Annotated in this window: 21 protein-coding genes and 2 tRNA genes; 13 read left to right on the top strand and 10 right to left on the bottom strand. The window is 72.8% G+C overall.

Annotated features, from left to right (window positions below; all coding sequences use genetic code 11):
- The first annotated feature begins 28 nt into the window (after positions 1-28).
- The 6 genes from ABD234_RS10640 (at position 29) to ABD234_RS10615 (ending at position 8,353) form a co-directional block, all read left to right on the top strand.
- A complete protein-coding gene (locus ABD234_RS10640) occupies positions 29-673 on the top strand; it encodes a riboflavin synthase (RefSeq protein ID WP_344355976.1) in 645 nt (214 codons plus the stop codon).
- Positions 670-2,022, top strand: coding sequence for a 3,4-dihydroxy-2-butanone-4-phosphate synthase (ribB, locus tag ABD234_RS10635; RefSeq protein ID WP_344355974.1), 1,353 nt, complete (start codon positions 670-672; stop codon positions 2,020-2,022). Before ABD234_RS10640 ends, ribB begins: the two co-directional genes overlap by 4 nt.
- Positions 2,019-2,495, top strand: coding sequence for a 6,7-dimethyl-8-ribityllumazine synthase (gene ribH, locus ABD234_RS10630; protein ID WP_038373782.1), 477 nt, complete (start codon positions 2,019-2,021; stop codon positions 2,493-2,495). Before ribB ends, ribH begins: the two co-directional genes overlap by 4 nt.
- A gap of 348 nt (positions 2,496-2,843) precedes the next feature.
- A complete protein-coding gene (gene gyrB, locus ABD234_RS10625) occupies positions 2,844-4,874 on the top strand; it encodes a DNA topoisomerase (ATP-hydrolyzing) subunit B (RefSeq protein WP_344355972.1) in 2,031 nt (676 codons plus the stop codon).
- A gap of 80 nt (positions 4,875-4,954) precedes the next feature.
- Positions 4,955-7,822: a DNA gyrase subunit A gene (gene gyrA / locus ABD234_RS10620; protein ID WP_344355970.1), complete on the top strand. Its 2,868-nt coding sequence runs from the start codon at positions 4,955-4,957 to the stop codon at positions 7,820-7,822.
- 3 nt (positions 7,823-7,825) lie between these two features.
- Entirely contained in the window at positions 7,826-8,353 is a 528-nt protein-coding gene (locus ABD234_RS10615; RefSeq protein ID WP_038373778.1) for a DUF3566 domain-containing protein, read from the top strand.
- Positions 8,354-8,439: 86 nt separating this feature from the next.
- On the opposite strand, the gene ABD234_RS10610 is transcribed toward ABD234_RS10615, so the two are convergent.
- The gene (locus ABD234_RS10610; protein ID WP_344355967.1) at positions 8,440-9,300 is read right to left on the bottom strand and encodes a helix-turn-helix domain-containing protein; all 861 of its coding nucleotides are present in this window, start codon (positions 9,298-9,300) and stop codon (positions 8,440-8,442) included.
- A 75-nt stretch (positions 9,301-9,375) separates the two neighbouring features.
- Between ABD234_RS10610 and ABD234_RS10605 the strand changes: the two genes are divergently transcribed.
- From ABD234_RS10605 to ABD234_RS10590, 4 genes are all read left to right on the top strand, one after another.
- Positions 9,376-10,227, top strand: a complete 852-nt coding sequence (locus ABD234_RS10605) for a phytanoyl-CoA dioxygenase family protein (protein WP_344355965.1) — start codon at positions 9,376-9,378, stop codon at positions 10,225-10,227.
- Positions 10,228-10,341: 114 nt separating this feature from the next.
- Positions 10,342-10,415 (top strand) — tRNA-Ile (locus tag ABD234_RS10600).
- A gap of 24 nt (positions 10,416-10,439) precedes the next feature.
- Complete coding sequence (locus ABD234_RS10595) at positions 10,440-10,598, top strand: DLW-39 family protein (RefSeq protein WP_344355963.1); 159 nt, start codon at positions 10,440-10,442, stop codon at positions 10,596-10,598.
- A 47-nt stretch (positions 10,599-10,645) separates the two neighbouring features.
- Positions 10,646-10,718 (top strand) — tRNA-Ala (locus tag ABD234_RS10590).
- Between the two features lie 143 nt (positions 10,719-10,861).
- On the opposite strand, the gene ABD234_RS10585 is transcribed toward ABD234_RS10590, so the two are convergent.
- Complete coding sequence (locus ABD234_RS10585) at positions 10,862-11,482, bottom strand: DUF998 domain-containing protein (protein WP_344355961.1); 621 nt, start codon at positions 11,480-11,482, stop codon at positions 10,862-10,864.
- 82 nt (positions 11,483-11,564) lie between these two features.
- On the opposite strand from ABD234_RS10585, the gene ABD234_RS10580 reads away from it, so the two are divergent.
- Positions 11,565-11,978: a MerR family transcriptional regulator gene (locus ABD234_RS10580; protein ID WP_051487034.1), complete on the top strand. Its 414-nt coding sequence runs from the start codon at positions 11,565-11,567 to the stop codon at positions 11,976-11,978.
- Positions 11,979-12,032: 54 nt separating this feature from the next.
- On the opposite strand, the gene ABD234_RS10575 is transcribed toward ABD234_RS10580, so the two are convergent.
- The gene (locus ABD234_RS10575) at positions 12,033-12,287 is read right to left on the bottom strand and encodes a hypothetical protein (RefSeq protein ID WP_038373775.1); all 255 of its coding nucleotides are present in this window, start codon (positions 12,285-12,287) and stop codon (positions 12,033-12,035) included.
- A 90-nt stretch (positions 12,288-12,377) separates the two neighbouring features.
- Here ABD234_RS10575 and ABD234_RS10570 point away from each other — a divergent pair, with 90 nt between their 5' ends.
- Positions 12,378-12,914: a DUF1990 domain-containing protein gene (locus ABD234_RS10570; RefSeq protein ID WP_344355957.1), complete on the top strand. Its 537-nt coding sequence runs from the start codon at positions 12,378-12,380 to the stop codon at positions 12,912-12,914.
- On the opposite strand, the gene ABD234_RS10565 is transcribed toward ABD234_RS10570, so the two are convergent.
- The 5 genes from ABD234_RS10565 to ABD234_RS10545 form a co-directional block, all read right to left on the bottom strand.
- Positions 12,898-13,389: an SRPBCC domain-containing protein gene (locus ABD234_RS10565; protein WP_344355955.1), complete on the bottom strand. Its 492-nt coding sequence runs from the start codon at positions 13,387-13,389 to the stop codon at positions 12,898-12,900. The genes ABD234_RS10570 and ABD234_RS10565 overlap by 17 nt on opposite strands.
- A 1-nt stretch (position 13,390) precedes the next feature.
- On the bottom strand, positions 13,391-13,750 hold the full coding sequence (locus ABD234_RS10560; protein ID WP_344355953.1) for an ArsR/SmtB family transcription factor: 360 nt from the start codon (positions 13,748-13,750) through the stop codon (positions 13,391-13,393).
- A 98-nt stretch (positions 13,751-13,848) separates the two neighbouring features.
- Positions 13,849-15,033 (bottom strand): NAD(P)/FAD-dependent oxidoreductase, encoded by a 1,185-nt coding sequence (locus ABD234_RS10555; RefSeq protein ID WP_344355951.1) that lies wholly within the window; start codon positions 15,031-15,033, stop codon positions 13,849-13,851.
- A 77-nt stretch (positions 15,034-15,110) separates the two neighbouring features.
- The gene (locus ABD234_RS10550; protein WP_038373769.1) at positions 15,111-15,962 is read right to left on the bottom strand and encodes a CPBP family intramembrane glutamic endopeptidase; all 852 of its coding nucleotides are present in this window, start codon (positions 15,960-15,962) and stop codon (positions 15,111-15,113) included.
- Positions 15,963-16,136: 174 nt separating this feature from the next.
- On the bottom strand, positions 16,137-17,042 hold the full coding sequence (locus tag ABD234_RS10545; protein ID WP_344355948.1) for an aldo/keto reductase: 906 nt from the start codon (positions 17,040-17,042) through the stop codon (positions 16,137-16,139).
- Between the two features lie 57 nt (positions 17,043-17,099).
- On the opposite strand from ABD234_RS10545, the gene ABD234_RS10540 reads away from it, so the two are divergent.
- A complete protein-coding gene (locus tag ABD234_RS10540) occupies positions 17,100-17,456 on the top strand; it encodes a MerR family transcriptional regulator (protein ID WP_344355946.1) in 357 nt (118 codons plus the stop codon).
- A gap of 39 nt (positions 17,457-17,495) precedes the next feature.
- Here ABD234_RS10540 and ABD234_RS10535 read toward each other — a convergent pair whose 3' ends face one another.
- Together ABD234_RS10535 and ABD234_RS10530 are read right to left on the bottom strand one after the other, a co-directional pair.
- Entirely contained in the window at positions 17,496-18,491 is a 996-nt protein-coding gene (locus tag ABD234_RS10535) for a hypothetical protein (protein WP_344355944.1), read from the bottom strand.
- Between the two features lie 32 nt (positions 18,492-18,523).
- Positions 18,524-19,180, bottom strand: a complete 657-nt coding sequence (locus ABD234_RS10530; protein WP_344355942.1) for a TetR/AcrR family transcriptional regulator — start codon at positions 19,178-19,180, stop codon at positions 18,524-18,526.
- Positions 19,181-19,253: the final 73 nt, after the last annotated feature.

Raw genomic sequence — 19,253 nt, 5'->3', positions numbered from 1 at the left:
CCGGAAGCCCCCAGGAAGAAGGACCCCCATGTTCACCGGAATCATCGAGGAGCTCGGCACCGTCGTGTCGCTCGAGCTGCCCGCCGCGGGCGAGGACCGCCCCGCCCGCCTGCGCATCCGCGCCGCCCACGTGCTCGAGGGCGTCTCCCTCGGCGACTCGATCAGCGTCAGCGGCTGCTGCCTCACCGTCGCCGCGATCGACGGCGAGATCTGGACGGCCGACGTCATCGCCACCACCCTCGCCGCGACGACCCTGGGCACCCTCGCCGCCGGGGACCGCGTCAACCTCGAGCGCTCCCTGCGGGCCGACGGGCGCCTGGGCGGCCACATCGTCCAGGGCCACGTCGACGGCGTCGGCACCGTGCTGGCCAACGGCGGCGGCGAGGGCGGGCACCTGCTGCGCATCGCCCTGCCCGCCGGCACCGGCCGCTACGTGGTGGACCGCGGATCGATCGCGGTGGACGGCGTGAGCCTGACCGTCGCTGCCCTCGGAGCGGACGAGATCACCATCGGCCTGATCCCCGAGACCCTCGCCCGCACCACCCTGGGCCTGCGCACGGCCGGCGCCGGCGTGAACATCGAGGTCGACGTGCTGGCCAAGCACGTCGAGCGGCTGCTGCCCGGGACCCGTCCCGCCCCGGGCACGGCCGAGGGCGAGGCGGCGCAGCGATGAGCGTGCGCCTGGACCCCGTCGACCGCGCGATCGCCGAGATCGCGGCGGGCCGCCCCGTGGTCGTGGTCGACGACGCCGACCGCGAGAACGAGGGCGACATCATCTTCGCCGCGGCCGATGCCACCGCCGAGCTGCTCGCCTTCGCGGTCCGGTTCTCCACCGGCATCATCTGCGTCTCCCTGCCCGGGGAGCGGCTGGACGCGCTCGAGCTGCCGGCCATGGTCCCGGACCCCGAGGATCCGCTGCGCACCGCCTACACCCTCACCGTCGACGCCCGCGAGGGCGTGACCACCGGGGTCAGCGCCGCGGACCGCGCCCGCACCCTGCAGGTGCTCGCCGATGCCGGGTCCGTCGCCCACGACCTCACCCGGCCCGGGCACGTGTTCCCGCTGCGGCCCCGTCCCGGCGGCGTGCTCGAGCGGCGCGGCCACACCGAGGCGGCGCTGGACCTCGTCACCCTCGCCGGGCGCCCCCGCGCCGGGGTGCTGGTCGAGCTGGTCCACGACGACGGCGAGATGATGCGCGCCCCGGCGCTGCGCGAGTTCGCCGATGCGCACGGCCTGGCCATGATCTCCATCGAGGATCTCGTCGCCCACCGGCGCTCCGAGGTGCGGGGGGCGGCGTCCGCGCGCATCCCGGCCTCGGTGGCGTTCGAGGCGACCGCGCCGGTGGAGCTGCCCACCCCCCACGGCACCTTCTCGGCCTTCGCGGTGCGCGAGGGCACCGCGGAGCACCTGGTGCTGGTGCGCGGGGACGTCACCACCGCCGATCCCGTCCTCACCCGCGTGCACTCCGAGTGCGTGACCGGCGACGTCTTCGGCAGCCGGCGCTGCGACTGCGGCCCCCAGCTGGAGGAGTCCCTGGCCCGGATCGCCGCCGCCGGGCGCGGCGTGCTGGTGCTGCTGCGCGGGCACGAGGGCCGCGGCATCGGCCTGGTGGAGAAGCTGCGCGCCTACGCGCTGCAGGACCAGGGCCGCGACACCGTCGAGGCGAACCTCGAGCTGGGGCTGCCGGCCGATGCCCGCTCCTTCGCGGTGGTCCCGCGGATCCTCTCCCACCTGGGCGTGGAGCGGATCGCGCTGCTCAGCCACAACCCCGTCAAGGCGGAGGCCCTGCGCGAGGGCGGCGTCGAGATCGCCGAGATCGTCGACCTCGACGTGCACCCCACCGCGGAGAACCTCGTCTACCTCACCACCAAGCGCGACCGGCTGGGCCACCACCTGGTGGGCCTGCCGGGCACCGCGTCCCCCGCCAGCACCCCTGCCCCCACCACCCCTGCCCCCATCACCCCTGCCACCACACCTGCCGCCCTCCCGGGCGCGCACCGCATGAACGGAGAGACCGCATGAGCGGACACGGAAGCCCCACCCTCGACCTCGCCCCCGCCGCCGACGCCCCCGCGCTGTCGGTCGCGATCGTCGCCTCGTCCTGGCACGAGCAGGTGATGGACGGCCTCATCGCCGGCGCGCAGCGCGCCTGCGCCGAGGCCGGCGTCGAGCCGCTGCTGGTGCGGGCCCCCGGATCCTTCGAGCTGCCGGTGATCGCGGACCGCCTCGCGGCGAGCCACGACGCGGTCGTCGCGCTCGGCGTCGTGATCCGCGGCGGCACCCCGCACTTCGACTACGTGTGCCACGCCGCCACCGACGGGCTCTCCCGGGTCGCCCTGGAGCACGGCGTCCCCGTCGGCTTCGGGCTTCTGACCTGCGACGACGATGCTCAGGCGCTGGACCGCGCGGGGCTGGAGGGCTCCCGGGAGGACAAGGGCCACGAGGCCGCGGCGGCCGCGATCGCGACCGCCCGCGTGCTCGCCGGCCTCGGCTGAGCGGCCGCCGGCCCCATCGGCCGCCGGCCCGAGCGCGCCAGCGGCCTTGTGAGGGCCGAGCGCCCGGGGAGACGTACAGGCCCTCGTCTCCCGGGGCGCGAATCGCTCGCAGCGGCCCTTGCGCGGCTCTCAGGGGCATCTGGTGCGTCTCAGAGACCCCGCGTCGACGGCCCGTCGACGTGATTTCGGGACCGGTTTCCGGTAGGATCGAGAAGGTTCGGCCACCGCTCTCGCGCGGCCGCGGACGCCGTCTCGCACCGGCATCCGGCGGCGCCCCCGGCGGCGGCGCGGACCACCCCGGCGCGGCACCTCGCCGGGGACGCCGGACCCCGAGGAGCGGATCCTTCCGTGAGCCAGAGCGCAGCCCAGACCGCCGCCCATTCCCCTGAGCACTACGAGGCCTCGGACATCACCGTCCTGGAGGGCCTCGAGGCCGTCCGCAAGAGGCCGGGCATGTACATCGGCTCCACGGGTGAGCGCGGCCTGCACCACATGGTCCAGGAGATCGTCGACAACTCTGTCGACGAGGCGATGGCCGGGCACGGCGACTCCATCGAGGTCACGCTGCTGGAGGACGGCGGCGTGAGCGTGGTCGACCACGCCCGCGGCATCCCGGTGGAGATGCACCCCACCGAGGGCCGCCCCGCCGTCGAGGTCGTGCTCACGGTCCTGCACGCCGGCGGCAAGTTCGGCGGCGGCGGCTACGCGGTCTCCGGCGGCCTGCACGGCGTGGGCTCCTCCGTGGTCAACGCGCTCTCGCGCCGCATGGAGGTCGAGATCCGCCGCGAGGGCCACGTGTGGCGCCAGGCCTACCACCGCGGCGTGCCCGCCGCGCCCCTGGACAAGGGCGAGGCCACCGAGGAGACCGGCACCACCATCACCTTCTGGGCGGACCCGGAGATCTTCGAGTCCACCGTCTACGACTTCGAGACCCTCCGCAAGCGCTTCCAGCAGATGGCCTTCCTCAACAAGGGCCTGCGCATCTCCCTCACCGACGAGCGGCTCCCGGAGCAGGACGAGGACGAGGCCCTCGACGTCGAGCGCGAGGCGGAGCACGCCGGCGAGCCGGTCGGCCCCAAGACGGTCTCCTACCGCTACGAGCGGGGCCTGGCGGACTTCGTCGACTTCATCAACAAGGCCAAGCGCGCCGAGGTCATCCACCCCGACATCATCGGCTTCGAGGCCGAGGACACCACGGCGATGATCTCGGTGGAGATCGCCATGCAGTGGACCGGCGCGTACTCCGAGTCCGTGCACACCTACGCCAACACCATCAACACCCATGAGGGCGGCACCCACGAGGAGGGCTTCCGCTCCGCTCTGACCGGCATCGTCAACCGGTACGGCCGGGCGCAGGGCGTGCTCAAGGAGAAGGACGCCAACCTCACCGGCGAGGACATCCGCGAGGGCCTGACCGCCGTCGTCTCCGTCAAGCTCGGCGAGCCCCAGTTCGAGGGCCAGACCAAGACGAAGCTCGGCAACACCATCGCCCGCACCTTCGTCTCCAAGGTGATGACCGAGGAGCTCGGCGCCTGGTTCGAGTCCCACCCGAACGAGGCCCGCGACATCGTCCGCAAGGCGCAGTCCGCGGCGATGGCCCGCGAGGCCGCCCGCAAGGCGCGCGATGCGACCCGCCGCAAGTCCCCGCTGGAGAGCGGCGGCATGCCGGGCAAGCTGCGCGACTGCGCCTCCCGCAACCCCGGCGAGTCGGAGATCTTCATCGTCGAGGGCGACAGCGCCGGCGGCTCCGCCGTGCAGGGCCGCGACCCCCGCACCCAGGCGATCCTGCCCATCCGCGGCAAGATCCTCAACGTGGAGAAGGCCCGCCTGGACCGCGCGCTGGACAACCAGGAGGTCCGCTCGCTGATCACGGCCTTCGGCACGGGCATCGGCGACGACTTCGACGCCTCCAAGCTGCGGTACCACAAGATCATCCTGATGGCCGATGCCGACGTCGACGGCCAGCACATCTGCACCCTGCTGCTCACGCTGCTTTTCCGCTACATGCGCCCGCTGATCGAGCTGGGCCACGTGTTCATCGCGATGCCGCCGCTGTACCGCCTGAAGTGGTCCAACGCCCCTCACGACTACGTCTTCAGCGACGAGGAGCGCGACACCCGCCTGGTCGAGGGCCGCGCGGCCGGCAAGCGGATCCCCAAGGACAACGGCATCCAGCGCTACAAGGGTCTCGGCGAGATGGACTGGAAGGAGCTCCAGAACACCACGATGGACCGCGCCACCCGCACCCTCAAGCAGGTCACCGTGGACGAGGCCGCCGATGCCGACGCGATCTTCTCCGTGCTCATGGGCGATGACGTCGAGTCCCGCCGCCGCTTCATCCAGGAGAACGCGAAGGACGTGCGCTTCCTGGACATCTGACCTGCTCGGCGCGCGGCCCCGCCCGGCCGCCCCGAGACGTGCACCCGTGACCTCCGTCTTCGCGTGAAAGGTGGCTCCGCATGAGCGACACCCCCCAGACCCCCGAGAACCCCGGCCAGGAGGACCTGCCCGGCGACCTGCCCGACCCCGCCCTGGACGCCACCGGCTCCGGCGCCCCCGTCGGCCCCGACAGCGCGCCCGCCGGTGGCCACGAGGTCAGCGCCGCCGAGGCCGAGCACCGCACCGTGACCCTGGTCGACCCCCTCGACGAGGGCGAGGGCGACCTCATCACGCAGGTCGACCTCAACCACGAGATGCAGCGCTCCTTCCTCGACTACGCCATGAGCGTGATCGTCGACCGCGCCCTGCCGGACGTCCGCGACGGCCTCAAGCCCGTGCACCGCCGCATCACCTATGCGATGTACGACGGCGGCTACCGCCCCGACCGCTCCTTCTCCAAGTGCGCGAAGGTCGTCGGCGAGGTCATGGGCGGGTACCACCCCCACGGCGACTCCGCGATCTACGACGCCATGGTGCGTCTGGTGCAGCCGTGGAACATGCGCTACCCGCTGATCCTCGGGCAGGGCAACTTCGGCTCGGCCGGCGACGACGGCGCCGCCGCCGCGCGGTACACCGAGTGCAAGATGGCGCCGCTGGCCCTGGAGCTGGTCCGCGACATCGACAAGAACACCGTCGACATGCGGGACAACTACGACGGCACCCTCCAGGAGCCGGAGATCCTGCCGGCCCGCTTCCCGAACCTGCTGTGCAACGGCTCGGCCGGCATCGCGGTGGGCATGGCCACCAACATCCCGCCGCACAACCTGCGCGAGGTCGCCGACGCCGTGCAGTGGCTGCTGACCAACTACGAGGCCACCAAGGAGGAGCTGCTCGACGCGTGCCTGGCGCGCATCAAGGGCCCCGACTTCCCCTCCGGCGCGACCATCGTGGGCACCAAGGGCATCGAGGAGGCGTACCGCACCGGGCGCGGCTCGATCACCCAGCGCGCGGTCGTCTCCACCGAGGAGATCAACGGGCGCATGGCGCTGGTGATCACCGAGCTGCCCTACCAGGTCAACCCCGACACCCTCGCCCGGAAGATCGCCGAGCTCGTCAAGCTCGGCAAGCTGCAGGGCATCGCCGACATCAACGACGAGACCTCCGGCCGCACCGGCCAGCGCCTGGTCCTCACCCTCAAGCGCGACGCCGTCGCCAAGGTCGTGCTGAACAACCTGTACAAGCACACGTCGCTGCAGGAGAACTTCTCCGCGAACATGCTGGCGCTGGTCAACGGGGTGCCGCGCACCCTGTCGATCGACTCCTTCGTGCGCGAGTGGACCAAGCACCAGATCACCGTGATCGTGCGGCGCACCCAGTACCTGCTCGCCGAGGCCGAGCGCCAGATCCACGTCTACCGCGGCTACCTCAAGGCCCTGGACGCCCTGGACGAGGTCATCGCCCTGATCCGCCGCTCTCCCGATGCCGATGAGGCGCGCACCGGCCTGATGGAGCTGCTGGAGATCGACGAGATCCAGGCCAACGCCATCCTGTCGATGCAGCTGCGCCGCCTGGCCGCCCTGGAGCGCCAGAAGATCATCGAGGAGCACGACCGGCTCGAGGCGCTGATCATCGAGTACACCGCGATCCTCGCCTCCCCGCAGCGCCAGCGCGAGATCGTCTCCGAGGAGCTCGCCGAGATCGTCGACCGCTTCGGCGACGACCGGCGCACCCAGATCCTCCCCTTCGACAGCGACATGTCGATGGAGGACCTGATCCCCGAGGAGGACGTGGTCGTCACGATCACCCGCGGCGGCTACGTCAAGCGCACCCGCACCGACCAGTACCGGGCGCAGAAGCGCGGCGGCAAGGGCGTGCGCGGGGCGACGCTGCGCGCCGACGACGTGGTCGAGCACTTCTTCACCACCACCACCCATCAGTGGCTGCTGTTCTTCACCACCGCCGGGCGCGTGTACCGGGCCAAGGGCTACGAGATCCCCGAGGCGCCGCGCGACGCCAAGGGCCAGCACGTGGCGAACCTGATGGCCTTCCAGCCCGACGAGGGCATCGCCTCGGTGCTGGCGATCTCCTCCTACGAGGACGCCGAGTACCTGGTGCTGGCCACGAAGTCCGGCCTGGTCAAGAAGACGCCGCTGACGGCCTTCGACTCCAGCCGCCAGGGCGGCATCATCGCCATCAACCTGCGCGAGGTGCAGGGCCCCGAGGGGCTGCGCACCGACGAGGTGGTCGGCGCCCGCGTGGTCAACAGCGACGACCACCTGCTGCTGGTCTCCACCGGCGGGCAGTCCGTCCGCTTCCCCGCGGAGGACGCGGTCCTGCGGCCGATGGGCCGCGCCACCAGCGGCGTCACCGGCATGAAGTTCCGCGGCGACGACGAGGTGCTGGCCCTGGACGTGGTCCGTCCCGACACCTTCGTGGTGACCGTGACCGACGGCGGCTACGCCAAGCGCTCCCCGATCGACGAGTACCGCCTGCAGGGCCGCGGAGGCCTCGGCATCCGCGTGGCCAAGCTGCCCGACGACCGCGGCCACCTGGTGGGCGCGGCCGTGGTCACCGAGTCCGACGAGCTGCTCGTGGTGATGGAGAAGGGCAAGGTGGTCCGCTCGAAGGTCGCCGAGGTCCCGGCCAAGGGCCGCACCACCATGGGCGTCATCTTCGCCAAGCCCGACAAGGGCGACCGCATCATGCTCGTGACCACCTCGGCCGAGTCGGAGGTCGACGAGGACGAGGCCGAGGGCGCCGGCGACGGCAGCCCCGAGGGCGCGCCGGCGCCGGGCTCCCAGGAGCCGGGCGGTAGCGTGGAGGAGCAGGGCGCCATCGACGAGGCGCCGGACGCCGGGGGAGCACAGGCGCCGGAGGACCAGGCCGATGCTCTAGGCTCTGACGAGTCCGACGCCCTGCGCGCAGGCGACGAAGATCCCGAGGAGTGACCCGTGGCGAGCAATGATCAGCAGACCTCGACGCCGGAGGCCGAGGCGGCGCCGTCCGCCGCCTCCCCGGCGGAGGGGACGGGCGAGTCCCTTCAGGGATCGGGCGATGCGTCCAAGGGCTCGAGCCGCAGCCCCGCCAAGAAGGCGGCGGCGGACGACGCCGACGCCCGGGTGGTGCGCCGCGTCCGGCTGACCCTGTCCAGCGTGGACCCGTTCTCGGTGATGAAGCTCAGCTTCCTCATCGCGATCGCGATCGGCATCGCGACGGTGGTGGCGATCATCCTGCTGTGGAACATCGTCAACGCCATGGGCATCTGGGCCTCGATCGACAGCCTGGGCCGCGACCTCACCGGCGGCGATCCGCTGCCGTTCATGGAGTTCTTCACCTTCTCCAAGTTCGTCAGCTACGGCACGGTGATCGCGGCGGTCAACGTCGTCATCATCACCGCCCTGGGCACGCTGCTGGCGTTCCTCTACAACATCGTGGCGGCGCTGCTGGGCGGCCTGACCATGACCTTCACCGACGACTGAGAACCTCGTCGTCGCGCAGCGGGCCCCGTGGACATCCACGGGGCCCGCTGCCGTTCCGGCCCGATGCCGAGCTGCCGTGATGCGCGTCAGGGCGAGGGCGTCCCCGGCGCGGGGTCCGGCGGCACGTCCGGACGGCGGTGCTGCGCCCGGAACTCCCGCGGCGTCAGGCCGATGCGACGGCGGAACAGACGGGCGAAGTACGAGGCGTCCTCGAAGCCGACGTCCGCGGCGACCCGGGTGATGCTCAGATCGGTGCCCGCCAGGAGAGATTGGGCGCTGCGCAGCCGCACGGCCAGGACCAGCTCGTGCGGCGTCATCCCGGTGCGCCCGTGGATCTCCTCGCGCAGCTGCGCAGGGCTGATCCCGGCGCGCGCGGCTCGCTGCAGGACCGTGAGGTGCTCGGCCGCCGATCGCACCACCTCGTCGACCACGGAGGCCGCGGCATCGTCCCCGTCGGCGGGGAGCAGCTCCCCGAGGAGGCGGTGCACCAGGGCCGAGGCCCGCAGCGCGGCCGTGCGACCCGGGGTGCCGGTCGCGGAGCGCAGCTGCTCGAACACGGTCGCGACCTGCCCCTCGGGCATCCGCAGCGGCCGGACCACGGCGTCTCCGGGGCCGCGCACGGCTGGGCGATAGGCCCGAGCACCGATCCCGTCCAGGAGGACCCAGTGCTCGCTCCAGCCGGCCGGATCGGGGCGGTAGCTGTGCCATCGGCCGGCATCCAGCCACAGCCAGGACGGGCCGTCGATCCGGTGGCTCCCCGCGGTGTCCTCGAAGCGGCCCGTCCCCGCGGTGATGACGAGGATCGCGTGGTGGCCGAGCACGCGGCGCCGCACCGGCGCGGGGGTGCCCTGCTGCTCCCCGGCACCCAGGCAGCACAGACCGGAATCGCGCAGGATGTGCGATATCGGGGCGTAGTGCGCCCACGGCCTGGCCTCGGGCTGCGGCATGCCCGTGAGGATAGTCCTGGTTCTCTGTCGCGAGAAGTCCGGGACATGCCCGTCGGCGGCGCGGAGGCTGGATGCATGCTCACCTCGAACGGATATGTCCTCGACGAGCGACCGGAGCGGCTGGGCCCGCTGGAGCCGGTGCCGGCGGACGAACGCCAGGACCGGGACGCCCTCTGGCACCGCCTGCGACGGGACGGGTATCTGTACCTGCCCGGACACCTCCCCGCCCGGGAGGTCCTCGACTTCCGTCGCTTCTACTTCTCCGCGATGCGCGGCACGGGCCTGGTCCCGGACGATGACCGGGCTCCCGCGGGGATCGACGCCGGCGAGGAGATCGACCGGGCCCTGCTGCGCCGCCGGCTGTTCGAGGAGATCGTGCCCTCGGCGCAGTACGAGCGCCTGTGCACGCTGCCGCGGATCCGGAACTGGTTCGCCTGGCTGCTCGGGGATCGCGTCCACCTGCATCGGCGCCGGATCATCCGGCACACCCGCCCCGGCGAGTCCGGGATCGGCACGGCGACGCAGGCGCACTACGACCTGGTCTACCTGCGGGAGGGGACCGATCGGGTGCTCTCCCTGTGGATCCCCCTCGGGGACTGCCCGCGGCAGCGGGGCGGTCTCACCTATCTCGAGGGCAGCCACCGCCGCGTGCTGCGCGAGGAGGCGCAGGGGCGGCTGCGGCGCCCGGCGGCCTCGATCACGGCGGATCTCCCGGCCCTCGCGCAGGAGCACGACGCCCGCTGGCTGGTGACCGACTACGCCGCCGGGGACGTGGTCGTGCACTCGGCGCACATCATCCATGCCGCCCTCGACAACGTCGACGGGACGGGGACCCTGCGGCTGTCCACGGACATCCGGTACCAGCGCGCCGGCGACCCCATCGACTGGCGATGGCAGAACCTCTGGCACGACGCGGACGGGCTCTGACCGGTGCTCTGTGACCTGCGGGACAGTCGCGCACCCCGAGTTGGCTCCGATCCCGCCGCGGCTGTACAGTTGTGCGTCGGCAGAGGTTCCGCGAGAGCGGGATGGACGTCGCACGGGCCTATAGCTCAGTCGGTTAGAGCGCTGTCCTGATAAGACAGAGGTCACTGGTTCAAGTCCAGTTAGGCCCACTTCGAGGTATCGGAGGATTCGAGATGAAGCTCGTGAAGCTCGCAGCAGTCCTGATCGGCACCACGGTCGCCGGTCTCCTCGTCTGGAGGAAGGTCGAGGCCGACCGCCTCGAGAACGCCCTCTGGGCCGAGGCCGAGAGGGTCTCCGGCTCCGGCGAGTCGGAGAAGATCCCCGCCTCCTGATCCGAGGCCCGCACCCCCGGGTGCGCCGGGATCGCACAACTCGATACGGGGACTTAGCTCAGTTGGTAGAGCGGTAGCTTTGCAAGCTTCAGGTCAGGGGTTCGACCCCCCTAGTCTCCACCGCGCAGGACAGAGGCCGCTTCTCGTGAGGGAGGCGGCCTCTTCCGTCGGTCCGGGTCCCGGTCGGCAGGAGCCGCCCCGGGGCGCTGGGCCGCGGGATCGGGGTGCTGGCCACGGGGTGCCCCGGCCGTGGTGCCGGGCGATCAGCCGGCCGCCAGGCCGATCGCCAGGAGCAGCGGCGCGAGGGTCACGGCGAGGATGAACACCCGCTCGCTGATCCCGAAGGTGCGGGTGCGCAGCGCCGGCACCAGGCGGGAGATGATCAGCGCGGCCAGGCCCACCGCGGCGATCGCCCCGAGCGCCGAGACCGCGCCGCCGAGGGCGGACCCGCCCAGCATGCGGCGCATCGGCCCGATCTCGGAGTAGGAGATCGTGAACCAGGCGATCGCCATCAGCAGATGCACCCGCCCGCGCAGCGTCGTCGGGGCATCGGGCAGATCCGTGGGCACCAGGGGCATCAGGGCCAGCACCGCGCCCAGCACGAGCATCCAGAGCCCCGCCGGCGCCACTCCGCCGGCGCCTGCGGAATCGGCCAGCACCGCCGCGCCGAGCACCACCCACGCCCCGGCCATCGACCAGGAGGCCGCTGTCGCCAGGCGCCGGGTGCGCGGCTGCGGCGATGCCGCGTAGTCGCTCACCGCGTGGCGCACCGGATGGACGCCGCCGGGGACCAGGTGGAGCGCCGCGAACAGCACCAGTCGGATCGCGAACAGGGCGGCGGCGCCGGCGGCGAGCCACGGGACCAGCGGGAGCACAGGGGACATGGAGGACTTCCTTCGCGACGACGATGCGCTGACTCCCGGGACGGTAAAGTGTGAAGCCGCTTCAAGGTCAAGGGGGGATGCCATGCGCATCGGCGAGCTGTCCCGGCGCACGGGTCTGGCACCCTCGGCGATCCGCCACTACGAGCGCGAGGACATGTTCAGTCCCGGGCAGGTCGCGCGCGGCGCCAACGGGTACCGGGAGTACGGCCCGGGGGCGGTGCGCCGCCTCGAGCTGATCATCGCCGGCCGGAACGCCGGCTTCTCCCTCGAGCAGATGCGCACGCAGCTGCGGGACTGGGACACGATGAGCGACGCGCAGCGCCTGGCCGTGCTCGAGGGGCAGCTCGCGGTGATCGACGAGCGCCGGGCCGAGCTGGACCGGGGGCGCGAGGCGGTCCGCGCCGTCCGCGACAGGCTCCGGGAGCGCCTCGGCGGATCGCGGCCCGTCGACGAGACTCCGGCGCCGCCGCGGGAGGACGCCGACCCCCGGGGATGATCGGATCCGGCGTTCCCGCGGGAACGTCGGACCCCGCCGGGCGGAGCGGTCCGCTCAGGCGCGGGACCGGGACCGACGGGCCCGCAGCGCCTCCACCCCGCGCAGCAGGAGCAGCACGGCGCAGATCGCCACCAGCAGCCATTGCTCGGCGGCGATCGAGATCCCCAGGGTCACCGTGAGCGCACCGATGTAGACCAGGTCGATCACCCGCTCGGACACGCCGAGCAGGGCGCTGCCCAGCCGGCCGCGCAGCAGCCGCAGCGCGAGCAGCAGCACGATCAGTCCGATGGCGAGGGTCTTGAGGACCACGGCGGCAGCTCCTGGGGATGGGGTGCCTCGACCCTATCGGGACCGCGCCCTCGGCACCGCCGCCACCGCGCACGGTGGCACGATGGCCTGATGCACACGGGGGACACCTTCACGTACGCCGAGGTCGGCGCGACCCGCCGCGCCGATCTGCGGTCGCGGCCGCCCCGCGGCTATCGGGCCATCGAGCGGCGGGTGCGCATCGGCCGGGGCGAGGCCGCCTGGCGCGCCGCGGCGCAGGAGACGCTCCGCTGGGGCATCCAGCGGCGCTCCGGCATCGAGGTCGCGGCCCCGCACGAGGGTCCGCTCGCCGCGGGGGACGTGGTTCTCATGCGCGTTCCGCTGTGGCCCCGGGACGTGCCGTGCCGGGTCGTGTACACGGTCGACGAGCCGGGCGGCGCCGGCGAGCCCGCCGTGCGCGGCTTCGCCTACGGCACCCTGCCCGGGCATCCGGAGCGCGGCGAGGAGGTGTTCCTGGTCGAGCACGACCCGGACGGCTCCGTCTGGCTGCGCATCCGGGCCTTCTCCCGGCCCGCCGGCTGGATCTTCCGGGCGGCGTACCCGGCGGTGCTGCTCATGCAGCGCCTCTCCACGCAGCGATACCTGCGCTCGCTCAGCGGCCGGCGGTGAGCGTCGCCCCGAGGGCGTCGAGCAGCCCGGCGGTGCCCTCCTCGCGGCCGGCGGCGGCCTCGGGGCCGGGGCCGTGCACGCCGTCGAGGTGGACGCCCTGCTCGGTGTAGGTGAGGCGGGTCGCCGGGCCCTCGGCGGTGTCGACGGCCTCGAGGACGACGGTGGACAGCGAGGTCGAGGCGTGCGCGTCGTCCAGCCACATGTCGTAGCTGTAGACGATCCGCGCGTTCTCGACGATGTCGGTGTAGGTGGCGCGGAAGCGGGACATCGGCCCGTCCTCGCCGGGGCGGCCGTCGTCGGTCCAGGTGCCGCCGACGCGGAAGTCGTCGCTGCGCGAGACGTCGACGAACTCGCCGCCGCCGAACCAGGTCCGCTTGATCTCCGGGTCGGCGAAGGCCGCCCATACCCGGTCCACGGGGACGGGGTACCGGCGCTCGAGGACGAAGGTGGCGTGGGTCTGGGTGTGCTGGGTCATGTCAATCCTCTTCGGCGGGGTCGTGCCGGTCCAGGAGCTCGCCCAGGCGGTCCAGGCGGCTCTCCTGCGGTCGGCGGTGGGCCATGATCCAGGCGTTCGCGGGGACCATCGCATCGGGCATCAGCTGGACGGTGCGGACCCGGCCCACCTTCTCGGAGGAGACGATCCGCGCCTCCTCGAGCACCTGCAGATGACGGACCACCGTGGGCAGAGCCATGCCGAAGGGCTCGGCGAGCTCGCTCACGGAGGCGGGTCCGTGGACCAGCCGGGCGACCATCGCCCGGCGGGTCCCGTCGGCCAGCGCATGGAACATCCGGTCGAGGTCGACCTCGGAGTCGGGATCGCCGGAATACTTAGCCATATGACTAAGTGTGTGGCCGCGGGGCGGGCCTGTCAAGGAGGGATCCGATGCCTCGACGCCCCGGGCCGGGCTCAGCCGGCCCCGGGGCGCTGCGCCCGTCAGCGCGCCGGCAGCCCGGCGACGCTGCCGCCCACCAGGCGCCTCACCTCGTCGATGGCGTCCCAGTCGTTCACGTGCATCCCGGCGACCACGGACTCCCCGCGGACCCAGTAGGCCCGGAACACGCGCCCGGGCACATCGCCCACCAGGTGCACGCGGTCGAAGCCTTTCGCGCCGACGTGCCCCACGTACTCCATCCCCAGGTCGTACTGGTCGGTGAAGAAGTAGGGCAGGCGCGCATACGGCTCCTGCCCGCCCAGCAGCGTGCCGGCCGCGTGCCTGCCCTGCTCGATGGCCGCATCCCAGTGGTCCACGCGGATCCGGCCCAGCTGCGGATGCTCGTGCAGGGCCGCATCGCCCGCCGCGCAGATGTCCGCATCCGCCGTGCGCAGGGCCGCATCGACCGCGATCCCGTCCGGGCCGGCCAGGCCCGCGGCGGCGGCAGGCTCGACATCGGGCGCGGCGCCGATGCCGACGAGGATGGTGTCGACCTCGAGCTCCTCGCCGTCGGACAGCCGTGCCCGCGTCCTGTCCTCCACGTGCCGCACCTCCTCCACGGTGGTCCCGGTGCGCAGGTCCACGTCGTGCTCGCGGTGCAGGTCGGCGAACACCTGGGCGACCTCGTCGCCGAGCACGCCCGCCAGCGGCAGCGCCCCGCGCACCGCGAGGGTGACCCTGCCTCCGGCGCGGCGGGCCGCCGCGGCGACCTCGAGGCCGATCCAGCCGCCGCCGATGATCAGCAGCCGGCCGGCGAGCCGGTCCTTCAGGGCGGCGGAGTCGTCGATCGTGCGCAGGCGGCGCACATCGGCCCCCGGAACCTCGAGATGCGGCAGGCGGCGGGGCTGCGCGCCGGGGGCCAGCAGCAGGCGGTCGTAGGCCAGGCGCTCGCCGCCGCGCAGGAGCACCTCCTTCGCCGCGCGGTCGATGACCTCGGCGCGCACGCCGGTGCGCAGGTCGATGCCCTGCTCGGCGTACCAGTCCCGCGGGTGCAGGCGGGCGGAGTCCGGCTCCGCCTCGCCCAGCAGCACCGCCTTGGACAGCGGCGGCCGCTCGTAGGGGAGGTGCTCCTCCGCGCCCAGCAGGACGATGCTCCCGGCGAAGCCCCTCTCCCGCAGCGACTGTGCGGCGTTCGTCCCGGCGAGCCCGTCGCCGATGATCACGATGCGGTCGATCTGCTGGCTCATCCCGGCCTCCTGAAGGTTCTGCGGCGAACTCGGATGCACTCCCATCATGCGCCCGTGCGGGACGATCGGCCAGGGCCTCACCCGACCAGGAAGAAGCCCATCACCCCGGGGTTGTGCGCGTGGACGATGGCCAGGAAGACCATCACGTCGAACAGCAGGTGCACGATCAGCACGTAAGTCAGCGAGCCGGTGCGGGTGAAGATCCAGCCCTGCAGCAGGGCGAAGGGGGCGGTGAGCAGCGGGCCCCATTCGCGGTAGCCCAGCTCCCACAGGAAGGACACGAAGATGGTCGCCTGCAGCAGGTTCGCCAGCCACACCGGGAAGTGCCGGCGCAGCAGCGCGAAGCAGGTGCAGATGAAGAACAGCTCGTCCCAGGTGCCCACGAAGTTCACCGCCACGAAGAAGCGGGCCAGCTCGCTCCCGTCCGTGATGTGCGGCCAGTTGAGGTAGGCGCCGGAGGTGATGAAGTAGTACGGCAGGATCAGCCAGCCCAGCAGCGGCACCGCCACCAGGTACACCTTCTCCCAGCGGGTCCAGGGCCGGCCCGTGCGCCAGGGGAAGGCGATGGCGCGGCGGTGCAGCAGCAGGCGGTCGATCAGCGAGGGCACCAGTGCGGCGAGGATCAGCACGGTGCCGATGGTGAAGAACCGGTCCCAGCTGACATCGGCCTCCACCGAGGTCAGCGACACGATCGCGATGCCGAGGCCGATCAGCCCCAGGTCCGTCGCGAGCTCGCGGGAGGACCACCACGCCGCGCCGAGGCTCAGCAGCAGCAGGGCGTGCCCCCAGCCGGGCAGCATCAGCCCGAACAGCAGGAACGCGGAGAGCGCGACCCCCATGGCGGGCAGCACGGTGCGGGCGCTCAACGGCGGCGTCGTCGGGGCCGGGCGGGCGGGATCCGGAGGGGCGGCGGAGGCCTCGGAGGTCACGGGGCCAGCATGGCAGACCCCGGCCCGGGGGCACACAGGCGGGCCGCGCGCACGGACGGCGGTCTGAGGTCCTCGGACCGGGCAATCGCCTGGTCCGAGGCCCTCAGACCGCCGTTCGTGTCCGCCCCTCTCGCGCACCGGGTCCCGGAAGTCTGCCCGTCGACGGATCCTGGTTCAGGCGGCCGTCGCGGCCTCCTCGATCCGGCAGATCTGCCCGGTGTCCAGACGCAGCGCGTCGGAGCGGAGGTTCTCCTCCAGATGCGCCCGCGAGGTGGTGCCGGGGATCGGCAGCACGTTCGGCGAACGCTGCAGCAGCCAGGCGATCGCGATCTGGCCCGGAGCGGCTCCGAGCTCCGCGGCGACCTGGTGGACGGCGCCGCCGGGCCGGGCCAGATCCCCGGTGGCCAGGGGGAAGAACGGCAGGAAGGCGGAGCCGGTGCGGGCGGCGGCGTCGATCACCGGGTCGTGGTCGCGGTCGACGAGGTTGTAGCGGTTCTGCACGGCCGCGATCGGCGCCGTGCGGCGCGCCTCCTCGAGCTGCGCCACCGTCACCTCGGACAGGCCGATGTGGCCGATCTTTCCCTCCGCCACGAGCTCCGCGAGCGCTCCCACCTGCTCGGCCACGGGATAGTCCGGATCCAGACGGTGCAGCTGCATCAGATCGATCCGCTCCCGGCGCAGCCGGCGCAGGCTGAGCTCCGTCTGCTGCCGGAGGTAGGCGGGGTTCCCCAGCGGAACCCATTCCTCGGCCCGCGGGCGCAGGTTCCCGACCTTGGTGGCGATGACCAGGTCCTCGGGGTACGGGTGCAGGGCCTCGGCGATGAGCTCCTCGTTCTGACCGAGGGCGTAGGAATCGGCGGTGTCCAGGAGGTTCACGCCGAGATCGACGGCGCGTCGGAGCAGGTCGATCGCCGAGCGGGGATCCGCCGGGGCGCTCCAGATCCGGGCGCCGGCGTGGGTGCCGTCGCCGGTGCCGTCGGTCAGGCGCATGGTGCCCAGGCCGATCCTGCGCACGGGCAGCTCCCCGCCGAGGAGGAATGCATCGGAGGTGCTCGGTGTTGTGCGATGTGTCGTCGTCATGCCGGCGACGCTAGGACCTGACACCAGAGGCACCTTCAAGGGGGAGTGACGATCATGGTGAGCGAGCGCACCCTGGGGATCGGCGAGCTGTCCCGTCTGACCGGCGCGAGCGTGCGATCGCTGCGCCACTACGAGGCCCGCGGCGTGCTCGCGGCGGATCGCACCGCCACGGGCCGGCGGCGCTTCCGTCCGGAGGACGTCGAGACGGTGCGGCGGATCCGCCTGCTCCTCGAGGCCGGGCTGCCGCTCGCGATCATCGAGAAGATGCTCCCCTGCTTCCACGACGCTGGGGCGACGCTCGGCGCCTGCGTCCAGGAGTACCTGAGCGAGCACCGACGCGCGGTCCGCGAGAGGCTCGTCGAGCTCGAGGCCCAGGAGTCCACGCTGCGACGCCTCGAGTCGCTCCTCGTCTGACGCGTCGCTCCCCGTCCGAGCAGTCCCGCCGCAGCGCGGTCAGGGCTGCCCGGTGAGCAGGCCGGGCAGGGCCTGCTGGCTGATCACCGCGAGGAAGATGCCGCCGCGGGCCTGCGAGGTCACCCGCACCTGCGAGCCGACGACCTCGACGTCCGCGTCCCCGAGGATCTCCGACCAGGGCCGGGCGGTGATCGGGTCCGCGCCGTCGGAGACGGCGGCCTCGATGACGTCGGCGAGGTCCTGGGCGGAGGCCTCGTCGGGCAGCTCCAGGCACAGCACGTCCTGCCAGTCCTCGGCGCTGGTGCCGGTGGTGGCGGTGGCCAGGCCCGCCACCCCGCCGGGCAGGGGGTCGATGCTGGCGCCCTCGCGCGAGAGGTAGGCGCCGACCACGTCCTCGCCCAGGCAGCCGGCGAGGTCCTCGTACGTCCCCGCCTCGGCGAGCGTGGTCTCCGGGTCGCCCCAGGCCCGGGTGATCGCCTCGTCGGGGCTGCCGGCGAGGACGTCGTCGGTGTACCAGACGGCGTTGTAGTAGCCCAGGGCGGCGGGGGTGCCCAGGGGGTCGGCGATGTCCAGCTCGCCGGGGCCGCGGCGCACGAGCAGCTCGCCCTCTGCCAGGTCCTCGCGCCCCGCGTCATGGTGTGCGAACAGGCGGTCCAGCGCCTCCGGATCCATCCCGCTGAAGCGGAACGAGGCCCGGGGCGGCTGGCCGACGCTAATTGCGAGCGCCTCCTCGGCCTCCGGGGAGGGGACCTGCTCGGGGGCCGCGAGGGCGTACTCGCGGAACGGGCCCAGGCCCGCGGTGCCGAGTGCGCCGAACGGCGACTCGGCGTCCTCGAAGACGCCCAGCGCACGGGCCGCGGCGATGTCGGAGACGTACAGCTCCGTCTCCGCCCCGTGGCCGGCGGGGGTGACGGCCAGGGCGCGGGAGAGCGGATCGTCGCCCGCGCCGGGGAGCAGCCCCGTGCAGGCGCCGCCCGTGACGGCGAGTCCCAGGGCCAAGGTGCCGGCGGCGGCGATCCGTCGCAGAGTTCTCATGCGACCAGTCTGCCGGGCCCCGGCCCGGGGGTCTATCGTCCCGGGGGATCCAGGCGCTGGGCGAGGCCGTCGAGGATCATCGCCAGCCCGCTCCCGAAACTCTGCGCGGGGGTGAAGCCCTCGCGCCCCAGCACCTCGGCGAAGGTCTCGGCGAGATGGGGATGGCTCTGCGGGTCGATCCCGACGTCCTCGGCCGTCGGCAGGCCGGTTGATGCCGCGACGGCCGGGTCCGGGAGGGTGCGCTCGGTGAGCACGAAGCCGTAGATGTAGGCGTCGATCGTGCTGAAGGCGTGCAGGGCTTCGCGCACGGAGAATCCGTGGCCGCGCAGGCAGGCGAGCACGGACTCGTGGTGTCGCAGCATGGCCGGGCCCGGGACGGGTCGTGACTCGACCAGGCCCAGCGCCCAGGGATGGGCGGTGAGGACCTCCCGGGCGGATGCGGCTCGAGCGCGCATCGCCTCGCGCCACGGGGCGCCGGCCTCCGGCAGCGTGATGCGGCTGAAGGGCCAGTCGGCCAGGAGGTCCAGCAGCTCGTCCTTGCCGCGGAGGTGGTGGTACAGGGACATGGCCTCGACGCCGAGCTCCCGGCCGAGGCTGCGCATGCTGAGCGCGGCGAGGCCGTCGCGGTCGGCGACCTGCACGGCGGCCGCCACGATCCGGGCGCGGTCCAGGGCGGGACGCCGGGGCATGGATCCTCCTCGGATCGGCTCTTGCGGGCTTACGAGTGTAAGGGATACGCTCGCCCCGTCCAGGCTTACAACC

The sequence above is a fragment of the Brachybacterium phenoliresistens genome, assembly GCF_039530785.1.
Taxonomy (GTDB): Bacteria; Actinomycetota; Actinomycetes; order Actinomycetales; family Dermabacteraceae; genus Brachybacterium; species Brachybacterium phenoliresistens.
This window is presented reverse-complemented; position numbering and strand designations above follow the sequence as displayed.